Annotated in this window: 21 protein-coding genes and 1 tRNA gene; 7 read left to right on the forward strand and 15 right to left on the reverse strand. The window is 69.0% G+C overall.

Annotated features, from left to right (window positions below; translation table 11 throughout):
- Positions 1-69 precede the first annotated feature (69 nt).
- Both O3Q52_RS00750 and O3Q52_RS00755 read left to right on the forward strand, forming a co-directional pair.
- On the forward strand, positions 70-444 hold the full coding sequence (locus O3Q52_RS00750; RefSeq protein WP_269646805.1) for a hypothetical protein: 375 nt from the start codon (positions 70-72) through the stop codon (positions 442-444).
- Positions 445-493: 49 nt separating this feature from the next.
- Positions 494-1,630, forward strand: a complete 1,137-nt coding sequence (locus O3Q52_RS00755) for an ImmA/IrrE family metallo-endopeptidase (RefSeq protein ID WP_269646806.1) — start codon at positions 494-496, stop codon at positions 1,628-1,630.
- 88 nt (positions 1,631-1,718) lie between these two features.
- On the opposite strand, the gene O3Q52_RS00760 is transcribed toward O3Q52_RS00755, so the two are convergent.
- The 8 genes from O3Q52_RS00760 to O3Q52_RS00795 all read right to left on the reverse strand — a co-directional run bounded on the left by O3Q52_RS00760 (position 1,719) and on the right by O3Q52_RS00795 (position 8,576).
- Positions 1,719-1,952 carry a hypothetical protein gene (locus O3Q52_RS00760; RefSeq protein WP_269646807.1) on the reverse strand — a complete coding sequence of 78 codons (234 nt, stop codon included), beginning with the start codon at positions 1,950-1,952 and terminating at the stop codon, positions 1,719-1,721.
- A 164-nt stretch (positions 1,953-2,116) separates the two neighbouring features.
- Positions 2,117-2,974 carry a hypothetical protein gene (locus tag O3Q52_RS00765; protein WP_269646808.1) on the reverse strand — a complete coding sequence of 286 codons (858 nt, stop codon included), beginning with the start codon at positions 2,972-2,974 and terminating at the stop codon, positions 2,117-2,119.
- Between the two features lie 81 nt (positions 2,975-3,055).
- Entirely contained in the window at positions 3,056-3,253 is a 198-nt protein-coding gene (locus tag O3Q52_RS00770; protein ID WP_269646809.1) for a hypothetical protein, read from the reverse strand.
- An 81-nt stretch (positions 3,254-3,334) separates the two neighbouring features.
- Positions 3,335-5,062, reverse strand: coding sequence for a relaxase/mobilization nuclease domain-containing protein (locus O3Q52_RS00775; protein WP_269646810.1), 1,728 nt, complete (start codon positions 5,060-5,062; stop codon positions 3,335-3,337).
- Positions 5,059-5,400: a plasmid mobilization relaxosome protein MobC gene (locus tag O3Q52_RS00780; RefSeq protein WP_269646811.1), complete on the reverse strand. Its 342-nt coding sequence runs from the start codon at positions 5,398-5,400 to the stop codon at positions 5,059-5,061. The genes O3Q52_RS00775 and O3Q52_RS00780 overlap by 4 nt, the downstream gene beginning before the upstream one ends.
- 408 nt (positions 5,401-5,808) lie before the next feature.
- Positions 5,809-6,747 (reverse strand): DUF2637 domain-containing protein, encoded by a 939-nt coding sequence (locus tag O3Q52_RS00785; RefSeq protein WP_269646823.1) that lies wholly within the window; start codon positions 6,745-6,747, stop codon positions 5,809-5,811.
- Positions 6,748-7,045: 298 nt separating this feature from the next.
- On the reverse strand, positions 7,046-7,720 hold the full coding sequence (locus tag O3Q52_RS00790; protein ID WP_269646812.1) for a hypothetical protein: 675 nt from the start codon (positions 7,718-7,720) through the stop codon (positions 7,046-7,048).
- 7 nt (positions 7,721-7,727) lie between these two features.
- A complete protein-coding gene (locus O3Q52_RS00795) occupies positions 7,728-8,576 on the reverse strand; it encodes a helix-turn-helix domain-containing protein (protein ID WP_269646813.1) in 849 nt (282 codons plus the stop codon).
- Between the two features lie 442 nt (positions 8,577-9,018).
- Here O3Q52_RS00795 and O3Q52_RS00800 point away from each other — a divergent pair, with 442 nt between their 5' ends.
- The 4 genes from O3Q52_RS00800 (at position 9,019) to O3Q52_RS00815 (ending at position 12,045) form a co-directional block, all read left to right on the forward strand.
- Positions 9,019-9,300 carry a helix-turn-helix domain-containing protein gene (locus O3Q52_RS00800; protein WP_269646814.1) on the forward strand — a complete coding sequence of 94 codons (282 nt, stop codon included), beginning with the start codon at positions 9,019-9,021 and terminating at the stop codon, positions 9,298-9,300.
- Positions 9,301-9,404: 104 nt separating this feature from the next.
- The gene (locus tag O3Q52_RS00805; RefSeq protein WP_269646815.1) at positions 9,405-9,731 is read left to right on the forward strand and encodes a helix-turn-helix domain-containing protein; all 327 of its coding nucleotides are present in this window, start codon (positions 9,405-9,407) and stop codon (positions 9,729-9,731) included.
- A 39-nt stretch (positions 9,732-9,770) separates the two neighbouring features.
- Positions 9,771-11,288 carry a LacI family DNA-binding transcriptional regulator gene (locus O3Q52_RS00810; protein WP_269646816.1) on the forward strand — a complete coding sequence of 506 codons (1,518 nt, stop codon included), beginning with the start codon at positions 9,771-9,773 and terminating at the stop codon, positions 11,286-11,288.
- A gap of 304 nt (positions 11,289-11,592) precedes the next feature.
- The gene (locus O3Q52_RS00815; RefSeq protein ID WP_269646817.1) at positions 11,593-12,045 is read left to right on the forward strand and encodes a hypothetical protein; all 453 of its coding nucleotides are present in this window, start codon (positions 11,593-11,595) and stop codon (positions 12,043-12,045) included.
- Positions 12,046-12,269: 224 nt separating this feature from the next.
- Here the strand turns inward: O3Q52_RS00815 and O3Q52_RS00820 are convergent, their stop codons facing one another.
- From O3Q52_RS00820 to O3Q52_RS00850, 7 genes are all read right to left on the reverse strand, one after another.
- Positions 12,270-13,166 (reverse strand): phosphorothioated DNA-binding restriction endonuclease, encoded by an 897-nt coding sequence (locus O3Q52_RS00820; RefSeq protein ID WP_269646824.1) that lies wholly within the window; start codon positions 13,164-13,166, stop codon positions 12,270-12,272.
- A gap of 56 nt (positions 13,167-13,222) precedes the next feature.
- A complete protein-coding gene (locus O3Q52_RS00825; protein ID WP_332112830.1) occupies positions 13,223-15,871 on the reverse strand; it encodes an ATP/GTP-binding protein in 2,649 nt (882 codons plus the stop codon).
- Positions 15,872-16,061: 190 nt separating this feature from the next.
- The gene (locus tag O3Q52_RS00830) at positions 16,062-16,880 is read right to left on the reverse strand and encodes a hypothetical protein (protein WP_269646819.1); all 819 of its coding nucleotides are present in this window, start codon (positions 16,878-16,880) and stop codon (positions 16,062-16,064) included.
- 87 nt (positions 16,881-16,967) lie between these two features.
- Complete coding sequence (locus O3Q52_RS00835) at positions 16,968-17,648, reverse strand: DUF488 family protein (protein ID WP_269646820.1); 681 nt, start codon at positions 17,646-17,648, stop codon at positions 16,968-16,970.
- A 243-nt stretch (positions 17,649-17,891) separates the two neighbouring features.
- Positions 17,892-17,965: transfer RNA gene (locus O3Q52_RS00840), tRNA-Pro, on the reverse strand.
- Positions 17,966-18,016: 51 nt separating this feature from the next.
- Positions 18,017-18,820: a Pr6Pr family membrane protein gene (locus O3Q52_RS00845; RefSeq protein ID WP_332112831.1), complete on the reverse strand. Its 804-nt coding sequence runs from the start codon at positions 18,818-18,820 to the stop codon at positions 18,017-18,019.
- 267 nt (positions 18,821-19,087) lie between these two features.
- On the reverse strand, positions 19,088-20,020 hold the full coding sequence (locus O3Q52_RS00850) for a metallophosphoesterase (RefSeq protein ID WP_269646821.1): 933 nt from the start codon (positions 20,018-20,020) through the stop codon (positions 19,088-19,090).
- Positions 20,021-20,140: 120 nt separating this feature from the next.
- Here O3Q52_RS00850 and O3Q52_RS00855 point away from each other — a divergent pair, with 120 nt between their 5' ends.
- Positions 20,141-20,605, forward strand: coding sequence for a GatB/YqeY domain-containing protein (locus O3Q52_RS00855; protein ID WP_055617054.1), 465 nt, complete (start codon positions 20,141-20,143; stop codon positions 20,603-20,605).
- Positions 20,606-20,653: the final 48 nt, after the last annotated feature.

The raw sequence follows: 20,653 nt of genomic DNA on the forward strand, positions 1-20,653 counted from the left end.
ACCCTACTCCGCAGTTTCATTTACCCAACAGGTGCATAAAACCTTGCCGAGCTTGATCGGCAGGATAACATGGAAGCAGTAGGTGCACGGAAAAGGATTCTGGGGTCGCTGGTGGAGATCGTCTTCGAGGACGCCGAGCTCGCCCGCGTCTGCAACAACGGCCATGCCCGCAGGAACCGTTTGGGCCTCGACGGGGCGACCACCCTGCTTCGGCGTCTTGGCCAGATGGCGGCCGCAGCTCACCTGGCTGACTTGCGGCAGGTTGCGGCCGCGCGGCTGCGGCCCGCCACCAACGGGGACTGCTTCACTCTGCTGGTGTCGCTCGGTGATCACGGCGATCTCGTGGTCCGCCCGCGCGACGACCCGCCCGTCATCCTCGACGACGGCGCCCTGAACGAGCACGCCGTACGCGCTGTGCTCATCGCAGCAATCCATCGCCCCTGACCCCGCCACCAGGCCCGCCCCGCAGCCTCGCCGACCGAGAGGCACTCACGTGACTCCGCCCCCTGCCCCGCACCCGTTCGCCCCGGATGAAGCCCTGCCTCCGGGCGACACGCTGAAAGAACAACTCGACGCCCTCGGCATCCCCCAGGCGGACCTCGCCCGCCGCACCGGGCTGTCGACCAAGCACATCAACCAGATCGTCCAGGGGAGCGCCGTCCTCACCCCCGAGACTGCCCTTCTGCTGGAGCGGGCCGTCGGAATCTCGGCTTCCCTGTGGAACCAGATGGAGGCCACCTGGCGCACCCACGTCAGCCGCACCCAGAGCCGTGAAGCTCTCAGCCACCACCTAGACTGGCTCGACCGTTTCTCCCTGCAGGAGCTGGTCAAGCGGGGCATCCTGCCGACCAAAGAGCGCACGGTGGACAATCTCGAGCGTCTGCTGGCGTTCTTCGGAGTCGCCGACCCCGAGGTTGCAGAGAACGTGTGGGGCAGCTACCGGACTGCCTTCCGGCGTTCCACCGTCCTCACGCCCGACGACTACGCCACCGCTGTCTGGCTGCGCCAGGCCGAACTCAGAGCACGCGAAATCCCCTGCGCACCCTACGACCGCGCGGCCCTGCTTGAGCTACTTCCCCAGCTGCGCGCCCTGACCATCGAGGAACCCGCCATCTGGCGCACCGAAATCCCGCGCCTCTGCGCCCGAGCCGGCGTCGCGGTGGTGTTCGTTGCCGCGCCCCCCAACAGTCGCGTCTCCGGCGTCACCCGATGGCTCACCCCGGAAAAGGTCGGAGTCGCCCTCAGCGGCCGGTTCAAGAAGGACGACCACTTCTGGTTCACCGTCTTCCACGAGCTCGGCCATGTCCTCCTGCACGGCAAACGCCTCACCTTCATCGACAACACGAGCCGTGACGACGACACGACCCCCGAAGGAGACCGCAGCGAGGACGAGGCAGACGCCTTCGCCAGGGAAACCCTCATCCCGCCCGAGCACGCGGCCGCCTACAAGCAACTCGCCCAGCGCCCAATGCCCTTCACCAACATCACAGCCTTCGCCCGCCGGGCTGGCATCGCCCCAGGCATCGTCGTCGGACGCCTCCAGCACGACGGCGTCCTGGACTGGAAATACGGCAGCAAGCTGAAGCGCCCCATCGAGATCAGCCTCTCCGGCGATCTCACCGCGGGCTAGCCACTCCTGCACAACAGCCGTTCGTGGCCCGGGGATCCGTAAGTCGTTTCACGGAACCCCCACCCACCGCGCAGGCCGGCAGGAGTAGTCAGGGTGTGGTCAGCGCGCCGTCGGTGTCGGTGAAGGCCCGTGGATCGCTGCAGAAGAAGTTTTCGGGCACGTTGAGGAGCGTGGCCAGTGCGGGCACATCGTCGACGTACAGCAGGCCGCGGTCACGGGAGTTGACGCCGAAGGGCACCAGTCCCTCCCACAGGTGCTCGTCGAACAGGATGATGACCGCTCGGAACGCGGTGCTGCCGACTTCCGCTGGGGCGATAGCCAACTCTCCTGTGTGTAGGCGGCGTTCAGCGCTGCCTATGACCTCTCGCGGGTCGGCTTCCTCGCTGTGGGACCCGACGAACCCACCTATCTCGACGAACTCGTCAGCAAAGCCGAGGAGCGGTTGGTCCAGTGGTACCGGAGTCTCCTGCAAAACCGCTCGCGCGTTCAGCCCGCCTGAAGCTCCTGGATAACCCGCTCTGCCATGCATCGAACGAGTTCCAGCCGAGGATCCTCCGGATGCGCGTACGGGCCGAGGATCTTCGAGCAGGCGAACAACGTCATCACCTTGCCGTCCCGGCTCTCGAAGTCAGACTGACGCTCGTGCCGTACGCGATCGGCCAGAGCCGGGACAGCAAGGGAACTCGCCCACAGCGAGGCCGCATCCAGCCCCAGCGGCGCGTTACCCCAGTCTTCCCAGTCGAAGAGGCTGAACGTCGGCGCGGTCACGTTCGCCCAGTTCAGGTCCGCGTGGGCGGGTACCCACCGCTCGACGGTCGTATCGAAGTCACCGGAGAAGACACCGCGGATGGACTCGGTGACGAGGGTCTGGGTGATGGTGACGGTGTCCGGTGTGGCGACCCGCGTTGTGCTCTGTGCCGCCAGAGAGTCCAGCGAGGCGTTCAACGCCTCCCACCAGTCATCCGGCAGCTCCGGGGCTTCACTCAAGATGGCGCTTCCGACGGGGTCTCCCGGCAGGAGCTCGGTTTCGTCGGCTCGCCACATCGCTGGCGCGTCCGTGTCCCGCCAGACCACGTACCCGTGCCATTCGGGCTGCGCGATGCCCTCTAGGCGGGCGGCACTTTCAGTGCCGTTCCACCCCTGATCGGGGATCTTGTCGAGCAAGCGCCGCTCGATCCGCACCCAGGTGCCACGGCCCGTCCTGGCCCCCACGGATCGGCGTTTGCGTACCACGGTGTCCGGGAGCAAGTGCACTTGCAGAGACCGCTCGACGCGATCAAGGACATCGTTAACCGGCTGTACCCGTAGATCAACAGCCTGATCCGTGGAGACGGAGAGCCTCATGGTCGCGACCGTAGCAGCGGTGCGGCGGGAGGTGCCCGTCGCCGAGGCACGGGCGGCAGCGGCTGGTGACCGGTGCACCGGTCACCAGCCGCTGCCCATTTCCGACATCTCCAGCCCGATCGCGGTCACGCGCACGGCGCAGGTAGTCGTGCCGATCACGGCGTTCTGCCGCCGCTCCTGTAGCCGGCCCACAACCAGCCACCGTCCGGCCCGGGTCACGCCGACGAGGAGCTCGACCTGACCCTCCAGCACGTCATAGATGGCCTGGTACAGGCGCATGCTGCGGGCCCGACCGGGAGAGCCGGTCGAGCCCGACGTACAGCGCGCACTCGGTGGCATTAGCGTGTCGGCGATGGTCCTTCAGCGGCGCGGCGCGCGTGATACCGAGGGCATTGCGAAGTGTGGTGCACTGGCGTGACGGTTCGTGATGCTGCTGGCTGGGGTGAGTTCCGCGGCGGGGGCGTAGGCAGGGAGGCCAGCCGTGCGGCGCAGGCGCCAGACGAGGACGTCGCTGATGGAATCGGCGGTGTCCAGTTCCCTGTTGGCTGCGGCCTCGGCAAGGAGAGCCTGCGCGTTGTGGCCCGCCTGCGTGACGTCGGCGAGGGTGGCGGCCAAGGCGTCCCAGCCGGGGTCGGCCAGGATGGTCCGGGCGAGGTCGGGTAGGGCGGCGCGCACGGTGCCGACGTAGTGACGGCGCAGGGACGGGGCGATACGGCGGCCACGTTCGCGCAGCACGGTGAGGGGTGCGACGGCTGCCTGCTGGTAGGCAGCCCGCAGGTGCACGGCGGCCCGGCGGGCGGCCTCAGCCTGCTGGGCGTGCTGTCGCTGGGCGTGCCAGTGGGCCGTTGTAATGATGAGGAAGATCAGCGTGTCCAGGACCATCGCGGTGCTGGCGCCGTCCTCGCCCCGGCCGAGCGCGGGCCCGCTGTGAACCAGGTTGCGGGCTGCCCGGCGCAGGTCCTGTGCGTGGCGGAACTCGGCTCGGGTGTGGGAACGGGAGGCACGCTCGAACTCCCGGGCCGCCTGGCGTAGTTCGTTGCGATTGTAGAGGGCGGAGGTCTTGGCGAGGGCGTCGAGGACCTCGCCGGTGGCGGCGATCTGGGCGGCAGCCGCGCCATCATCGCCGTTCGCGTCGAGGACGAGCAGGGCCGCCCAGGCCGCATGAGTGGCGGTGCGCCGGGCCGCGGCAGGCGCCGATGACGCTGTGGGGCGTTCCGGTCGTTCGCTGTCGTTGGTATCCCGTGGGGCGGGGTCGGTGGTGAAGCGTTGCTGGATGCGGGGCAGGGATAGGTCGGGGGCGAGGGTGGATCCGGCGTAGTAGACGGGCTCCTTGTCGCCGTTTCGGTCGTCGGGCAGGGCGACCTTGTACCCCTGCAAGTCGCCGGAGGGCAGCACCTTGGTGCGTACGAGAAGTCCGGCGCCCTTGAGGCGATCGAGGAACTCCTCCTCACTGCTCGCGCCGGCCACCGCGCGGCGCACGGTCTCGCGCAGTTCCTCGCGGGCGGTACGGTCCCGGCCCTCGCGTTCGGCCTTGTGCCGTTCGGCGCTGGTGGGTGGCTTGGCGGCGGTGCCGTCCCCGGGCGGGACTCGGCGCAGGTTGTAGTCGATTTCGACGCGGCGGCATTCGGCTTGGGCGCGGCGGGCCTCGTTGTGCAGGCGGGGTCGGCGGCCGTCGTCGCGTACGAGTGTGGCGATGATGTGGATGTGGTCGTCGGCGTGCCGGACGGCTGCCCATCGGCAGGCGGCTTCGTCGCCGTCGGGGGCGATGGCGGTGGTGGCGACCATGCGGCGGGCGATGGCCGCCCAGTCCTCGTCGGACAGGATCGGGTCCTCGGGGGCGGCCCGCACGGACAGGTGCCATACGTGCTTCTCGGGGCGTTTGTCGGCGGGCAGGGCGTTGACGGGCTGGTCGAGCAGGCGCTGGAGCTGTTCGTAGGTGGCTTTCGGGTCGCGGCCGGGGTCGGGGGTGAGCGGGTCGAAGGCGGCTACCAGGTGCGGGTCGATGTGCTCCTCTTTGGTGCCGGGCCCGTAGAGGTAGTGGATCAGGCCGATCGTCTCGCTGCCACGGTCGTGGATGCTGGGGATCACTCAGGGGCACCGCCGTCGCGGTGGGCGAGCAGGGCATCGGCGGCGTCCTCCATGCGGCGGGCGGCGTTGCCGACGGCTTGGGCCATGGCGTCCAGGTGGGGCGCGTCGGCGCCGGAGTTGAGGGCCTTGGCGATCTGGTTGAACAGGCCGTGGATGCGGCCCAGGTGCCGGCGGGCGGCGAACAGCTCGTTGATGACTTCCCGTTCGGTGGCGATTTCGGCGGCGGTGCGGTTCAGGTCGCGGGCGGCCTTGTCGGCGGCGTAGGCGAGGAAGGCGGCGTTGGACATCTGGCAGTGGGCGGCGGCGTCGGTGAATCGCTTGAACTCGGTGTCGTTCATACGGCAGCTGGGCTGCTTCAGTCGCTTGCGTGGCTTCGGCAGACGAGCGCGCTGACGTCTGGTCGACACGGACTCGGCCTGCCGCCTCCGTCCTTGCTGCGGTCCGCCCTCGGTCGCAGCCTGACTGTCCGGTGCCCCCTGGCGCCGGGCTGTTCCCGCCACCCTCGGGGCGGGAATCCCGGAAGCATCGCTTCCGGTACAACTTGCTGGGCTGTTGGGGCCGGTGCTCATCTCCTGCTGAGGGATGGGGAGTTCGTCGTTCGGGTCGTGCATGGGTCGGTTCTCCGTGGGGTGCTGTTGCTGGGGTGCTTCGCTGTGCGCAATCCCCGTGCCCTGGGCTTGTCTGCTCGGGGTACGGGGTGAGCCGGAAGGGTGAGGCGGCCGGTGCGTTTGAGGGATCGCCGAGGCTTATGTGGTGCCGACGGGGGTGGTGTCGAGATGCCTCTGGCGCTCGGAGGCGGCTGCGGCTGCGTCGGGTCCGTCGAGAGGCTCGGCCTTGGAGCCGCCGTAGGGGATGGGGTCTGGCCGGTCGGTGCGCTCGGTCTGCAGCTGGTTGCGCAGGGCGCGGGCGCGGGTCTGGCTGATCCTGAGTTCGTTGCGCAGGCGCTCGGCGGTCAACCGGTCGTCGCTCCAGTCGGCGGTCAGGCGCCGGGCCTCGGCGAGGACTTCGGCGTCGGTGCGCGTGCGGTCGGTGGCCGACTTGGCGGTGGCCGGGACCCGACCCCTCGCACGGCGTGGGGCGGCTCCGGTCGACTCAACCGAGGCGGCCGACCGGGGTGGTCGGGTAGAGCCGGCGGCCGCTTGGTCGGCCTCGGTCGGCCTCGGCATGGGAGTCTCGGCGGCCTTTGCGGGGGCCGACTCGGTCGGCTGCTCCGGGGCCGATTTGGCCTGGTCAGAGCCCGACCGTGCAGCCTGCTCGCCGGGCTGTCGGCCAACCGCTTCGGCAGAGTCGGCCGGCTCGGGGTTGTGGTGCAGCACCTTCGCGACGAGGTCCGACCCGAAGTAGATCGACCCGACCGGTAGCGAGGTAGCCAGCAGCACGAGGGCCCAGTTCGCCGGTGTCCAGTCGGTCAGTCGGCCCCACCGGGTCGGCGTGGTGTGCAGTGCCGGGGTGAGGCCGTGCACGTAGTTCAGCAGGAGGCTGGCGATCGTGTAGGTCGCCAGGACCCGCAGCGCGAACTTCCGGTCGGCATCGGGCAGCACGAGTGTGGCGATCAGCGCGAGGGCCATCAGCCCGTCGACCACGATCGGGTAGAGCAGGGCGGCGGTGGGGTCGGCGCCGATGGCGCGGGCAATGTCGGACAGGGCGTTCCACGAGACTCGGAAGGCCATGAGGACTACGGCCATCAGGCCGACGACGAGGGTGAAGCGTGCTCCGCGGTTCGTGCGGTGGCCCTCGGCGCGTACGGTTGCGCGGCGGCTGAGGCGAGCCCCGCGCCGCGCAATGCGGGAGCGGAGGCAGTCGCCGCTGGGAACGGCGGCCGGGGGTATCAGGGTGGGGGAGGGCAAGTCAGATATCTCCAGGGTGGGGAGTACGAAGCGGGAGCAGCGAGCTTGGGTTGGTCGCGATGGTGGAGCGGGGATGGCGAAGGCGCCGTTGGTCAGGCGTCGGCGCCGATACGGCAGCCGCTGGTCACGCTGCGTTCTACCGGGCCAGCTCCGCCATGGCGAGGTCCACGCGGGTGGGGTGCGGCCTCGTGCGTGGTGCGTTGCCCCGGGCGTGGCCGTCGAGGCCGAGGCGTCGGCTGCGGCAGGGCTCGCCCTTGTCTGCGTGGCACCACTGGCACGGGACGCTGAGAGCATCGGGCTGTCCTGCGGCGACGACAGCCTCGCGGGCGGCACGCGCGGGCCGGTAGGGGGCGAGTGCCGCTCGGACTGCTGGCGGGATGGGTGATCCGACGGCGGCGAGGCGGGCATCGATGTCCCGGTGCGGGCCCCCGGTGAGCTGTCGGTGCGGGGAGGGCGCGGCTATGCCGGTGGCGACGGCGTGTCGTGTGCCGAGGAGTTCGGTGCGCCAGGCGGCGGGGTTGTCCGGGTCGGCGGCCGGGGTGGGGTCGGTGTGCCGGTCCAGGCGGTCGCGGCGGTAGGCGCGCCACTTGCGGGCGACGTCCACCGGGAGGATCGGGTACGGGGAGTCCAGGACGTGGGCCCGTATCGCCTCACGGACGTCCCAGCCGTGATCGGTGGCGAAGGGCACGTCGCTAAGCAGTTCTTGCCACTGGACGATTTGGTCACGGGCATCGCCCGTGCCAGTGCGGGCGGTGCGGGGATCGAGGCGCCCGATGTAGGCGAGGACGGCGGCGACTTCGCGTCGGTCCAAAGGCGGCTTACTCCGTTCCGGTCGGCTCGTCGAGGGCGGCGAGCAGGGCGGCCATGTGCGCCTCGGAGCGCGTCATGCCGTTAGTTGAGGTGGGGGTGGGTGTGCCACCGGGCAGGGCGTAGAGGCTCGGGCGGCCGGGGGTGGGGGTGTGTTCCCGAGCGATCCACGCGCGCCAGTCGGCGGCCCACGCGTCGGCGGTGCGGGGATCCCACGAGCTCCGGTAGGTGCGCCACTTCGCGTCGGCGGCGTGCAGGGCGTGTTCGCCGAGTCGGTCGAGATGCCCGTCGTGCTGGAGCCAGGCGCGGGCGTTGTCGTCGATCTGCCACTCGGTGGCGGAGATGAGCGGGGCAGAGCTGCTGCTCTTACCGTTCACCTTCGGTTCTCTTCTGTTCTGGGGGTCGGAATCCGCACCCCCCTCGGGTCGGAATCCGTACCCCCTGGGGGCCGGATTCTGTTCCCCGGGGCCGGATTCCGATCCCCTCTCGAAGGACTCGGCAGGGTCGGATTCAGACCCCCCGAGGGTCGGATTCCGACCCCCTTGGGGTGCCGGATTCCGGTCCCTCTCCCGGGGCTCATCGGCGAGGTACCGGGCGGCGATTGGGAGGCAGTAGTACGTCTCTCCCCGGGGCCCCTTGCGGTCGGGGAGCGGCACCAGCTCGCCGTCGGCGATCAACTTGGCGAGCGCATCGCGCACGGCGGTGCGGGAGGCATTGGCGCGTTTCATGAGGGTGGCCACGGACGCGTACGCGACGCAGTGCCGGTCGCGGCACCGGTCGGCGATCAGGGCGAGAACCATGCGGGCGGTGCCCTTGCTGCGGCTGTGATCCCACACCCATTCGCGGGCGTCGTAGCTCATCGGGCGGCGGCTCCTAGGTCAGGGCATGGGAGTGCAGTCGGCCCTTGTCGGGCGGTGCACGGGGAGGGGTGGTGGCGTCGTATAGCCAAGACAGCCACATCCATGCCGCACAAGTCCAGCATTCCGCCGGGAAATCAGACAGCTGACGGCGAACGGATGCTGTACGGCATCATCAAAAGAATAAACCCGGATCGGCGGTTGCCGAAATAATGGACCGTCAGGTGAAGACAGAAGCATCACATCGGGAACCTGTTGACTCCTGCTATGAGCGCGAGCTACAACACAACACCGCACGTCAGAGCATGTCATCGGGTTGGCGAAGGTATCGCCGACCGGATACCTGGAACCCAGCCCAGCGGTAAGTCCCCGCCGTCCGCCGGGCGCAACATAGCCGACGATCGCCGGTTAACCAAACCGGCGAATGGAAGCTACAAATGGAGTCATGGCAGCACGATCCCTGGAAATCGGACCGGCCGGAATACGGACCGCCCGCACCATCGAAATCCTCCGCACCGAACGCGGCCTTGCCCAGCGCGAGCTCGCTGCCCGCGTCAGTGCCCTCGGCCGTCCGATGACCAACACGATGCTGTCTCGCATCGAACGCGCCCAACGCCGCTGCGACATCGACGACCTCGTCGCCCTCGCCCAAGCCCTCCTTGTCTCGCCCCTCGTGCTGCTGCAGGAGGTCGAGTGCCCCGTGACGAGTTTCGGTCAGCGCCGCTGACCGAGTACGCCTGCCACAGAGTTAGGAATCCACCCCTTTTGCACCACACCGCAACGCCGCCTGCTCTCACACGCCCGTTTTCCCGCACCGAGGACGAATCAGCCTTGCCTCGCCTCTACCGCCCCGAGGAGATCGCCGAGACGCTCGGCTGCTCCGCCTGGTGGGTCAAGGACCGTGCGCGAAGGCGTCTGATACCGCACACGCGGGTCGGTCGCGCATACCGCTTCACCGCCGGACACCTCGCCGAGATCATCCGCATTCATGAAGAGCCGGCCCCGCAGTCCGCGCAGCGCATCCCTTCCCGGATGCCTCTGCCTGCGCCAACAACTACGTCATCGCGTACGGGGCGACTGCCCCAGTCCCCGATGCCCTCCGCACAACGTCTCCAGGCCCGACCGCCCCGCAGGTCCCAGTACGGCACTGCGGCCTAGCACGACACGGCAGACCACAGGAAGGAGGGAGTACGAGGCATGGGCTTCGCCGAGAAACGCGGCAGTTACTGGCGCGGCAGGTACAAAGTCAGCGAAGGCAAGTACGGCACTGTCGCCGACCCGACGGGTGCGGTGGTCAAGTTCGCCACGAAGCGCGAGGCGAAGCAGGCCGCAGACGAGGAAGAGGCCAGGGTCCGGCGCGGCACCTGGCGCGACCCGTCCGCCGGACAGGAGACCTTCGGCGAGTACGCCAGTCGCTGGTATGACGCCCAGGACCTGGCCGCATCCACCATGCAGAACTACCGGCGCCACATCGAGGAGCACCTGCTCCCCGAGTTCGAGGACAAGGCCCTCGCTGGCATCCTCCGCACAGACGTGGACACCTGGGAGAAGCGGGAGAAGTCCGTCTACGCCGCATCCAGCGTCAAGACCTGGCGCTCGACGCTCCACCTCATCCTGGCCGACGCCGTGGATGAGGGCCTCATCGCCGCCAACCCGGCCACCAAACGACGCGGACGCGGCAAGCGCGCCGGCCGTTCCCGTGACCGGGGACCCGAGAAGGTCATCACCGATCCGCTCGGCCTGCTGCTCATCGCCGAACGCGCGGCCCTGCTGTCCGGGCGCGACGACGAGTTCGTCGCCGTGATCCTCAAGGGATACACGGGCATGCGGTGGGGCGAAATCGTCGGCTTGGAAACCGAGTTCGCACGACCTGACGCCGTACGGGTGGAGCATCAGTTGTACGAGCTGGACTCGGGCGAGCTGATCCGCTGCCCGCCCAAGGATGACAGCTACCGCACCATCGACGTGACGGACTGGTTGTCGGCCCTGGTCGCCGACCACATCGCCCGTACGAAGCCGGCGCCGTGCGCCTGCCACGGCAAGAGGTACGTGTTCCGTGGCCAGGGCACCGCTCGCACCGGCGGGCACACGGGCGCCAAGCTCGTGGACGTCGCTCGCCGCGCGGAGGTTTCCAGCGGCACTGTGTCCAATGTTCTCAACCACCCCGAGCGGGTACGGGAGGACACCCGCGTCCGTGTTGAACGCGCCATAGCCGAGCTGAAGTTCGTCCGAGGAGGCGTCCCGACGGAGAACGCCGCCCACTGGCGCCGCAATGGCTTCGCCACCTGGCTGTTCGCGCCGGCCACCTCCGGCTGGTATCCGAAGAAGGCACCTCAGGAGGCCCGCCCGGTCCCGCTGCTCGGCGAGCCCTGGCCCGGCATCCCGGTCCGAGGCCGCAACGCCCAAGGCCGGGCGGACGCCTGCTGGCTGCCCGTCGCCAGAGGGCTCACCCCGCACGGCCTGCGCCACTCCCACCGCACGCACATGGAGGATCTCGGCACCGAGAAGGTGCTGATGGACGAGCGCATGGGCCACATCGACGGCTCGGTCTCGGCCCGCTACGCCCACGTGACCCCTGGCATGCGCGAGCGTCTCAAGGCCGGCCTGACCGAGCAGTGGGAGGCAGCGCTCGATGCCCGGCGTGGCTTGCACCCGCGCTCGCCGGTCGCCGTACTCGATCGGCTGCTGCGCGCTCGCGCCACGACGATGGCCTGATGGTCGGGAGACGGGCTCCGGTTACCTCGAATGGAGCCCTCTAGCGCGCGACGCGTGCGGCTCGGTGGTCTTGGTGGTGGTACTGGTATGGCGGCGGCGGATCTCCCCGATTTGCGGGGACAGGGCTGGGCTGGGGCGTACGCTGAGCATGGCAGATCGCGCCTGCCCGCTCCGAGTCATGATGGCCCACGTCCATCGTGGCGGCGAAGACAAGGTTCCCCGAATCGCGCAGCAGCGTTCCGCCAGGTCATCCAAGTATCCGCGGCGGGGTGGACGTGGGGCGTCCCGCCAGATGGAGCGCACGATGACCAGGGACCGTCGCCGCAAGGCTGAGATTCACGCCCACCAGGCAACCACCGGAACGGTATATCTGGTGGCCCGCCGACAGATCGCTGCCTTGGCCGAGGTGATGCAGCAGCATCCGCGGCTCAACTCCTTCGGCATCGGCGTCTTCAATCCCCTTCGCAAAACGGCCGAGCAGCGCCGGACCGAACTTGCGGTCGGCCGCGAGGAGTTGGCCGGAGGCGTGGTCATGGTGATGGAGACCGCAGCGTGGCTGCGCGAGAACATCACGCCGATCAAGACCCCTACCGTCAGCAGCTACACCGTGAAACACGTGATGCAGCGGGCAACCGGCAGGTACGTCACCAATGGTGTGTTCATCGCTGCCGCTCTCGTCGCCGGCTACACCTTCAAGTACGAGCAGCCGAATGTGCTGTTCGGCATGAGCGCCCGGGACCTGAAGCGGATGAACTGAGCACGCCAGAACGGATCCCTCCGGCCGTCTGAACGGGCCTCAGAAGGGCTCGGTCTTCCACTGGCGCTTCATCGTGTGCGCAGGACCTTCGAGATCCTGCGCACACGACAGCTTTAGCCAGGGCGTCGGCAGTAACGGCCGAAAGGTCAACGGCATCTGACGGAGGATCCTCGGCGGGTGGCGGTGCACTCCTTACCGGTGGGCCGCGGTCGACGATTCGACGGTCAGGCGGCCGTGGCGGGGCGTGGGCTGCCGTGGAAGACCTGGCTGGTGTGCCAGGAGCGGTGGATCGCGGCGATGGGGTGGGCGCCCGGTTGAGGTCCGATGAGTGGGCGGTCGGCGAGTGCGATGACGTGTTCGCGGGCGGCGGGGCTGTGGCCGACGAAGCGCTGGGAGACCAGGATGCGGTGGCTCTCGTCGACACCGAGGACGCCTTTGTCGAAGAGCTTGTGGTGCAGCGAGCACAGGCACAGTCCGTTGTCGACGTCGTCCGGTCCGTCGAACGCCCACCAGCGCACGTGCGCGGCCTCCAGCCCGACCGGCACCACGCCGATCCTGCCGTCGTAGCCGCAGAAGGCGCACCGGTACTCGTAGGCCGTCAGGACCCGCTCCCGCATCCGCGGATCCCGCCGCCTCCGCACGGTGGCCGAGAGCTGTCCGGTCTCCGCCGGCTCCAGCTCCAGGCCGACGGATTCGCACAGGTCGCCGTGGAGCGAAGGCGGGAAGTGCAGGTCGAGCAGGACCCGTGCCATCCGGCCGAGCAGCGCCGGCTCACGCCGCAGCGCCGCCCGCAGCTCCGGCGTCAGCCGCCCCGCGGCCCCCGCGGCCCGCAACTCCCGCACCCCGCTGCCGGGGCTGCCCGGTCCGCGATCGGTGCGCACCTCCCACACGCCGTCGCTCACCAGGTGGTGGAACGGGTAGGCCGGAGTCGTCCTGTTCGGCGGACCGTACTCGGTCAGCAGCCGCTGCAGATCCTCCTCCACCGCGCTGTACCGCAGTTCGCCAGCGGCATCCCGCTGGAACCGGCCGAGGGCGTACAGCAACAGCAATGGCTTGTGCGGAGCGCGGGTCCCGCTTCTGGTCCACTGCCTCAGTTTCGCGGTGCGCTCCAGCCAGTCCATGACCGGCGATCGTAGTCGCGCCTCGTTGACCAGCGATGTGCGCATGTGTGGAAAACCTAACGAGGCGTGGCGAGCTGATTGCGACGTGTCGTAACCAGGTTGCGCCATCGTTCGCGGGTCTGTTGTTCTCCGTCGATCCACCGTGCTCGCGCGGTGTGCTCGGGAAGCGGAAGGCCGGCCATGAAGTGGGCGATGTCGACGTAGTAGGCGTAGTCGCCGCTCTGCGTGAGTTCGCGCAGGCGTGTGATCGCGGTGGCGAGGTCGTCCTGGGCGTCGAGGACGGCGTGGTGGAAGCACAGGGCCAGTTGCAGTTTCGCCGCGGCGTAGGCAATGCCGGAGACACCGATTTCGGCGAGCAGTACGGCCGCCCGGCCGGGCACGTCGGCGGCGAACCCGGCGTCGCGGACGAGCACGGCGATGCGAGCGGTCATCTCGCTGGAGCGCAGGCTGAGGTGGGACAACAGCCGTTCCGCCAGCTCGAGTTCGTCATCGGCCCGAAGCGGATCGGAGAAGGAGACGGCGAAGGCGAGATGCGCCTGCACCATGGCGGTCTCGCCGACCACACCGTGCTCCTCAGCTTCGTTCCGGCCTGCCAGGTAGGCGGCTATCGCCCGCTCCATGTCGCCCTGCACCCACCACACGTCTCCCAACACCCGATGGTGCCGCCCTTCCCAGCCCAGCCTCCCCGCGGCTTCGACCGCGGTCGGGAAGTCTCCGGACAGTCGGCTCAGGTGTGCCAGGCCGCGCCTAGCCGCGGAAGCGAGCCGACCGTCGGCGGAGGCGACGCGCTGCATCCCGCGACGCGAATCATCGGTCAGACCGAGGTCTCGCTGGGCCTTCGCCAGGTAGTACGTGGCCAGTTCGACCAGGTCATCGGGGAGCAGCTCCGAGGCGAGGACGGCCGAGAGTCGACTGGTCGTGCGTTCGCGGTGCTCGTGCTGGCGTCGGGTGATGGCGCTCAGCGTTTCCACCAGGGCATCTGCAGCAGTCTGCAGGCCACCCGACGACGTGGCATCGGCGGCGGGAAGCGCCAGTGGTTCCCAGACGGAGTCCCCTACGTACTGGAATGCGGCATCGGCGAGCCAGTCGAGACCGAGACGGAAGTCCCGTGCGAGGAGCAGTCCTTGCTGGAGACAGCCGACCAGGACGGCGCGGTCGTGTCGCAGGTCCTGGCGCCACTGGGATTCCAGGGCGTGGAAGGCTCGTTGGGCCGCGCGCCGCCAGTCCTGCTCCGACCACCGGTCGTCACTGCCGTCGTCCGCGTTGCGAATGGCGGAGCGGATCAGGTCGTGGACATGGAAGGGCCACACACCGGAAGAGGACTCCCGGATGAAGGGGCGCTCGGACAGCCGTAGGGCGGGCGCGTCGTGGTCCATGTCGGCGGCTTGGGTGGCCAAGGGCACAGAGAACGCGCTCAGCAGGCTGACCGAGCGGAGCACGTGGCGCTCATCGACGGTCAGATCGCTGAGGGTACGGGCGATCAGGGCGGGGAAGTCGTGGTCGAAGTCGTTGACCTGCGGCTGTCCGCCGCCGCGTCGGAGTTCCAGGTAACGCATGACTGACAGGTCCAGGTACAGAGGCAACCCGTGGGAGCGGTCGATGATGATCCGGCGGACCGGTTCGTCGATCAGCGGCTGCCCGTCGCGGCTCAGCCTGCGGACCAGATAGTCCTCGCAGTCTTCGGGAGAGAAATCGCCGATCAGGACCTGACGGCCCGATAAAGCCCGCCCCACATGTTCCGTGTCGGCTGCGAGACTGGGCCACGCGTGCGGCCCGGTCCAGTCGAGCTGCCCCTCCAGGCTCGTCTCCGCCCACTGGAGGCGGTTGCGTCCGGTGACGACGAAGAACGCGTTGGGCATCAACCACACTATGCGTTGGAGCAGACGTTCGAAGTCGCGGTGCGTGCGGTCGCCGGTGTCCTCGAAGGTGTCCAGCAGGATCACGGGTAGTGGGCTCTTGCCGGTCGGGAGTTGGGCCAGGTCCCAGGCGAGGAGGTGCGGGTAGAAGCTGAGGGCTTCCAGGTCGGGCTCGGCCTCCAGGAGGTCGGCCAGGCGGGAGCAGCCGGCTAGGGCGCGTACGGACTGGCGCCGTTCGCGTAACGCCTTGATGAGCGCTCCGGCCCCGCTCCCGAGCGCACTGCCGACTGTGCCGGGCAGGAGCAGGGCCTGGGCGACATCGCTGAGCGCGGACTGCATCTGCTGGGGCAGCGCGGCAGCGGCGCTGAAGCGGCTCAGCAACCCGCCCCGGCGCAGGTGATCCTCGATCGTTTCGCCCGGGTAGTTGTGCTCCCAGTAGCGGCGCAGGGCGAGGTCGAATGCGGGCATTGGCCGGCCGAGCGCGGCGACGGCAAGACGGATGGTGAGGATGACGCGTTCGAAATCCATGCCCGCGGCGCGCGAGAGATCGATACGGACCGGCAGAGTCCGCTCCTCGGGGTGGGATGGCGATTCCCATTGCGCCGGGCGGTGCTCGCTGCGGGCCAGCGATGCCTCGATCTTGCGGGAGAGCGTGGACTTGCCGATCCCGCCCACACCGTGGAACACGAGGATGTTGCGGCGGGGAGCTTCCAGGTCCTCCACGTCGAAGTCCGCACAGGTCACGTGCCGTATGTGCTCGGCGAGGCCGGCAGTCACGGCCTGCCACTGTGCCTGCCGGTTCGTGAATGCCTCACTGGCGGCGATGCTCCGGTCGTTCGAGCTGAACAACGTTCGAAGGTCCCGCCCTGCCACAGCTCCCCCTGACGATCAACTGGAGCCAAGCCAGGCTCCGTTGACGACAGCATGGCACGCCCGCATTCAGGCAGGTCCGCAGGGCCGCATCCGGCACGCGGCAGTTCAGCCGACGACCTTGGTCAGGGGACGGTGGCCACGGGTTCCCCATCCTGCGTACGCACCCTCATAGGTCGAACAGGCTCTCCTGGAAGTTCTCGACGACATCCCATCGCGGGTAGAACAGGCCCAGCAGCAGGAACGTCTTGGGGCGGGCCGCGACGTTCCCGACGAAGCAGTGCACGGCCTTCTCCGGAGTGACCATCCGGTCGAACCAGCGCTCGCGAAGCTTCTCCTCAACGCCGTCCTTCCCGTAGTGGCGAACGAACTTGCGGTACGACTCGCCCGCCTCCCAGTCCCTCAGCCCCATGTCGTGACCACCGCACTCCTGATCCGCGCATCGGAAGCTGTACCGGAACTCAAGTGGCACCCACTCCAGTTGGCGAAGGTCCTGCGCGAGTAGATCCAACTGATCTGCCAGGGCCGCCTTCGAAGCTGGCCAGGGCTCGGCAGGAGCGAAGCGGAAGCCAGTGAACTCCGCTGGGCGGAAGACACCAAGCGATGTCCCCCGAAGCTCCTGGTCCCGCTTTATGGAGCACAGGGACGGCGCCACGAGGGGCCGAACATGCGAGAAGCGTTCGCGCCAGCCGTCCGCTGTCCCGAGGCGCTCGATGACCTTGAGGGTCTGCAGATTGGGGCGCAAACTCTCGGGACGGCGGTCCCCATGGTGTCGCTGCACGTCGACCTCGACGATCGAATACTTGGCGAACTGGCTTTCTTCGTTCAGCAGCCGGAACGGAACCGGGAAGAGCCGCACATGCTGGGGCGCCCCCTGGTCGAGCCGTATGCCAGCCACGCAGCTCGTCTCGTGGTACTTCGCGGACAGTTCCGGATAGGTCTTGACCGTGATCATGATCCGTGCGCGCTGCCAAATCCCCGATCCCATGGTTGCCCCCTCCACTGATCTCCCGATCCGATTGGAGGAGAGGCATGCGCCACCGGCAAGGGCGCGTACAGGAGCGAGGGGGTGAAGTCAGGCCAGGGGAATTACGGGCACGGCGGCCCGCTTGCGGACCGTCTCCAGGACGACCTGCCGGTGGCAGCGGCTTTCGTCTTTCTCGAAGCACAGCACCGCGACCCGGGACTGCCGGGCATGCTCGGCGAGGCGCTCAAGATCGGTCTGCGCCGCCTCGGACCGCAGCACCCCACGGAACCGGGCCCGGCCCTCGTCGAGCCGGCCGTCCCAGAACGGCGCCCGGTTGTCCTTGGGATTACCCAGGCCACGCAGGTGCGTGTACTCGATGCCGGCCTCGGCAAGCGCCTCCCCGAGGCGGGTCTTGCTGAAGCCCTTCTTGTGACTGATCGGCGTGAGCCGTACGTCCGCCACGACATCAATACGGCTGTCGAGGAGCGAGGCGACGAAGGAGTCGATGTCCCGGCCTTCGTACCCAGCGGACCAGAGGCCGGGAGCGACCTTGGTCTCCTGGAAGAGCTCATCGAGGGAGACCTCAAGTGCCTCGGCGACCGCTCCGACGGTGAAGAAACCTGGCTGGATCGCTCCCTCGCTCTCCAGTCGGGCCAGCGTTCCAACGGCGACGCCGGCTTCCTTGGCGAGCCGCTCCCGCGACCACCCTCGACCCTCCCGCATCGCTCGCACGCGCTGGGCGAGTGCTCGGGCGTGGTCGTGGGGACGCGCTGAGTGATGGCTTGCCATGTGTCGTGATCCTAAGGGTGGTTGAGGCGGGCGGGCATGGTGTTCCCGGCCGACTACAGGGCTGGATTCGCGAACGCGCAGGTCCGAGTGCCCTACGCCGCCGCACTTCAGACGGCCTTACCAGTCACCCACTGGGAGAACCCGACCAAGATCTTCTCCCAGATTTCTCCCAAGCGATCTCCAGGAACCACTCAGGGGCCCGACCCGCGATGCGGATCAGGCCCCTGACCTGGTGTTTCACTGTCGGGGTGGCGGGATTTGAACCCACGACCTCTTCGTCCCGAACGAAGCGCGCTGCCAAGCTGCGCTACACCCCGATGTCGCTTCGAGCAGGCTACTTGCGTGAGCCATGTCCGTGGCGACGTCGTTTACTTTAGCCCACCGGTGGCCGGAGACGAAATCCGGTTTTCGGGGGGTCGGTGGCGGCGCGGAACGGGGCGGATGTGGTCGAGGGCGACGAGGAGGAGGGCCAGCGCGTAGCAGGCGAGGCCGAGGACGGTGGCGTTGCCGAGGACCTCTACGTAGCCGTGCTGGGACACGTCCAGAAAGGGGTACGGGTAGCGGGCCTGGGTGCCGGCAGACAGTAGCGCGCCCCGGGCGAGGGTGAAGGCCAGGTACGCGGCGGGCAGCACGAGCCAGGTGGCCGCGGTGTGGAGACGCAGTGGGCCCGGGCGGGTCAGCAGGAACCAGTCCAGTACGGCCATGACCGGGACCGCCGTGTGCAGGAGCTGGTTCGCGAGTGCGGGCCAGCCGGTGAGGGTCCCGGTGTCGCCCGTGATGGAGAGAGCGCTCGGACCGTTCGCCAGGATCACGTGTTGGACCAGGCCCGCCCCCACCGCGTACAGCATCGTGCCTGCGGTGACGGATGGCGGCAGGGGGCGGCGGGCCGTCCATGCCCGCCAGGCCGAGGCGGTGAACACCGCGGCCACCACGACGCTGCTCAGGATCGTGAAGTGGCTCATGACCCGGGACGGGGTGCCAAGGACCAGCGCGAGCGTCACGCCCGCGGTCGCCGTCAGCGCGACGAGGAGGCGGAAGGCGGCGACCAGGGGGCGGCGGACGCGGGGGATCACCGCGTCCGCCGGGACGACGGGGACGATGGCGGCGGCGTTGGCAGCCACGCCCGGGAGGACGGGTATGTCCGGGATGTCTGCCGGCAGGGGGGCGGTCATCCCCTCACATTAAGCGGGTTGGACAAAAGGGGCGAGGTGGGTTGAACCGGTCGGACGGTGCCGCTTCACGCGCCCCCATGCCCCTCAGTCACACACCACCCACGCGCCAGCACCCGTCCCGCCGCCCAGTCACAGCCCCCGAAGCCCCTCACCCCTCCGAAGCCCCTCACCCCTCCGAAGTCCCTCGGCTCCCGGAGTTCCCTGGGCCGGGCCCCGCAACCGTCGGCCCGCAACTCCAGCGGCCCCGGCCCCCGGCGCCCGCCCCCCTCAACCCCGCCCCACCAACGTGAGCAACGTAGCCTCCGGCGGGCACGCGAAGCGGACCGGTGTGTACCTGTTCGTGCCGCAGCCCGCCGACACGTGCATGTACGCCGTCCGCCCGGACTCCGTCTCCGTATGCGTGGACAGGCCCTTCACCCGTTCCGTGTCCAGGTCGCAGTTGGTGATGAGGGCGCCGTAGAACGGGATGCACAGCTGACCGCCGTGGGTGTGGCCGGCCAGGATCAGGGGGTAGCCGTCCGCGGTGAAGGCGTCGAGCGTGCGCAGGTACGGGGCGTGCACGATGCCCATCGAGAAGTCGGCCGAGTCGGACGGGCCGCCGGCCACGCGCGCGTAGCGGTCGCGCTTGATGTGCGGGTCGTCGAGCCCGGTCAGCTCGACCTCGAAACCGTCGATCTTCAGCGAACCCCGGGCGTTCGTCAGGTTCAGCCAGCCTGCCGCGTCGAAGCCGTCGCGCAGCGGCTCCCACGGGTTGTGGATCACGCCGACGACGGGCGCGTTGCCGTTCAGCCCGTGCCTGCCCTGCGCCTTCTCGAGCAAGTAGCGGGCGGGGTTGCGGGGTTTGGGCCCGTAGTAGTCGTTCGAGCCGAAGACGTACGCGCCCGGGAACTCCATCAGGGGACCGAGGGCGTCCATCACCTCGGGCACGCCCCCCGGGTCGGACAGGTTGTCCCCGGTGTTGATGACGAAGTCGGGACGCAGCCCGGCCAGCGACCGCAGCCAGCGCTGCTTCTTGCGCTGGCCGCTCACCATGTGGATGTCGGAGACCTGGAGCACGCGCAGCGGTCGCATCCCGGGCGGCAGCACCGGGACGGTCACCCGCCGCAGTCGGAAGGAGCGGGCTTCGAAACCCGCCGAGTAGAGCAGACCGGCGGCGCCAGCCGCCGCGATTCCCAGAGGTACTCCGTATCGCGCGCGCATGCGCCCATCGTGTCAGACCCCACACACTCGTCAGACCATCGGAGGACCGTCGAAGGGTCATCGGAGGGGGCGCCCGAAATCCATGGGCAGCGGTCGCACCACACCTGCGACAATCATCCCATGACCACGCTCAAGTCGAAGCTGCAGGCAGACCTCAACGCCGCGATCAAGGAGCGCGACGAGCTCCGCTCCTCGACGCTCCGGCTGACCCTCGCCGCCATCCAGAAGGAGGAGGTCGCGGGTACGTCGAAGCGCGAACTCTCCGACGACGAGGTGCAGAAGGTGATCGCCAAGGAGGCGAAGAAGCGCCGAGAGGCGGCCGAGGCCTTCGCGCAGGGCGGCCGTGCCGAGTCGGCCGAGCGCGAGAAGGCGGAGGGCGTGGTCCTCGCCGAGTACCTGCCCAAGCAGCTCTCCGACGACGAGCTCCAGCAGATCGTCGCGCAGGCGGTCGAGGAGGCGAAGGCCGCCGGTGCCGAGGGCCCGCGCGCCATGGGCCAGGTCATGAAGATCGTGAACCCGAAGGTGGCCGGCCTGGCCGAGGGCGGCCGTGTCGCCGGGGTGGTCAAGAAGCTGCTCGCGGGCTGAGTCCGGGGCCGCCGAGACGGCCCCGATCATCGCCGCACGCCGCACGCC

The organism is Streptomyces sp. ActVer, from assembly GCF_027270795.1.
Taxonomy (GTDB): Bacteria; Actinomycetota; Actinomycetes; order Streptomycetales; family Streptomycetaceae; genus Streptomyces; species Streptomyces umbrinus_A.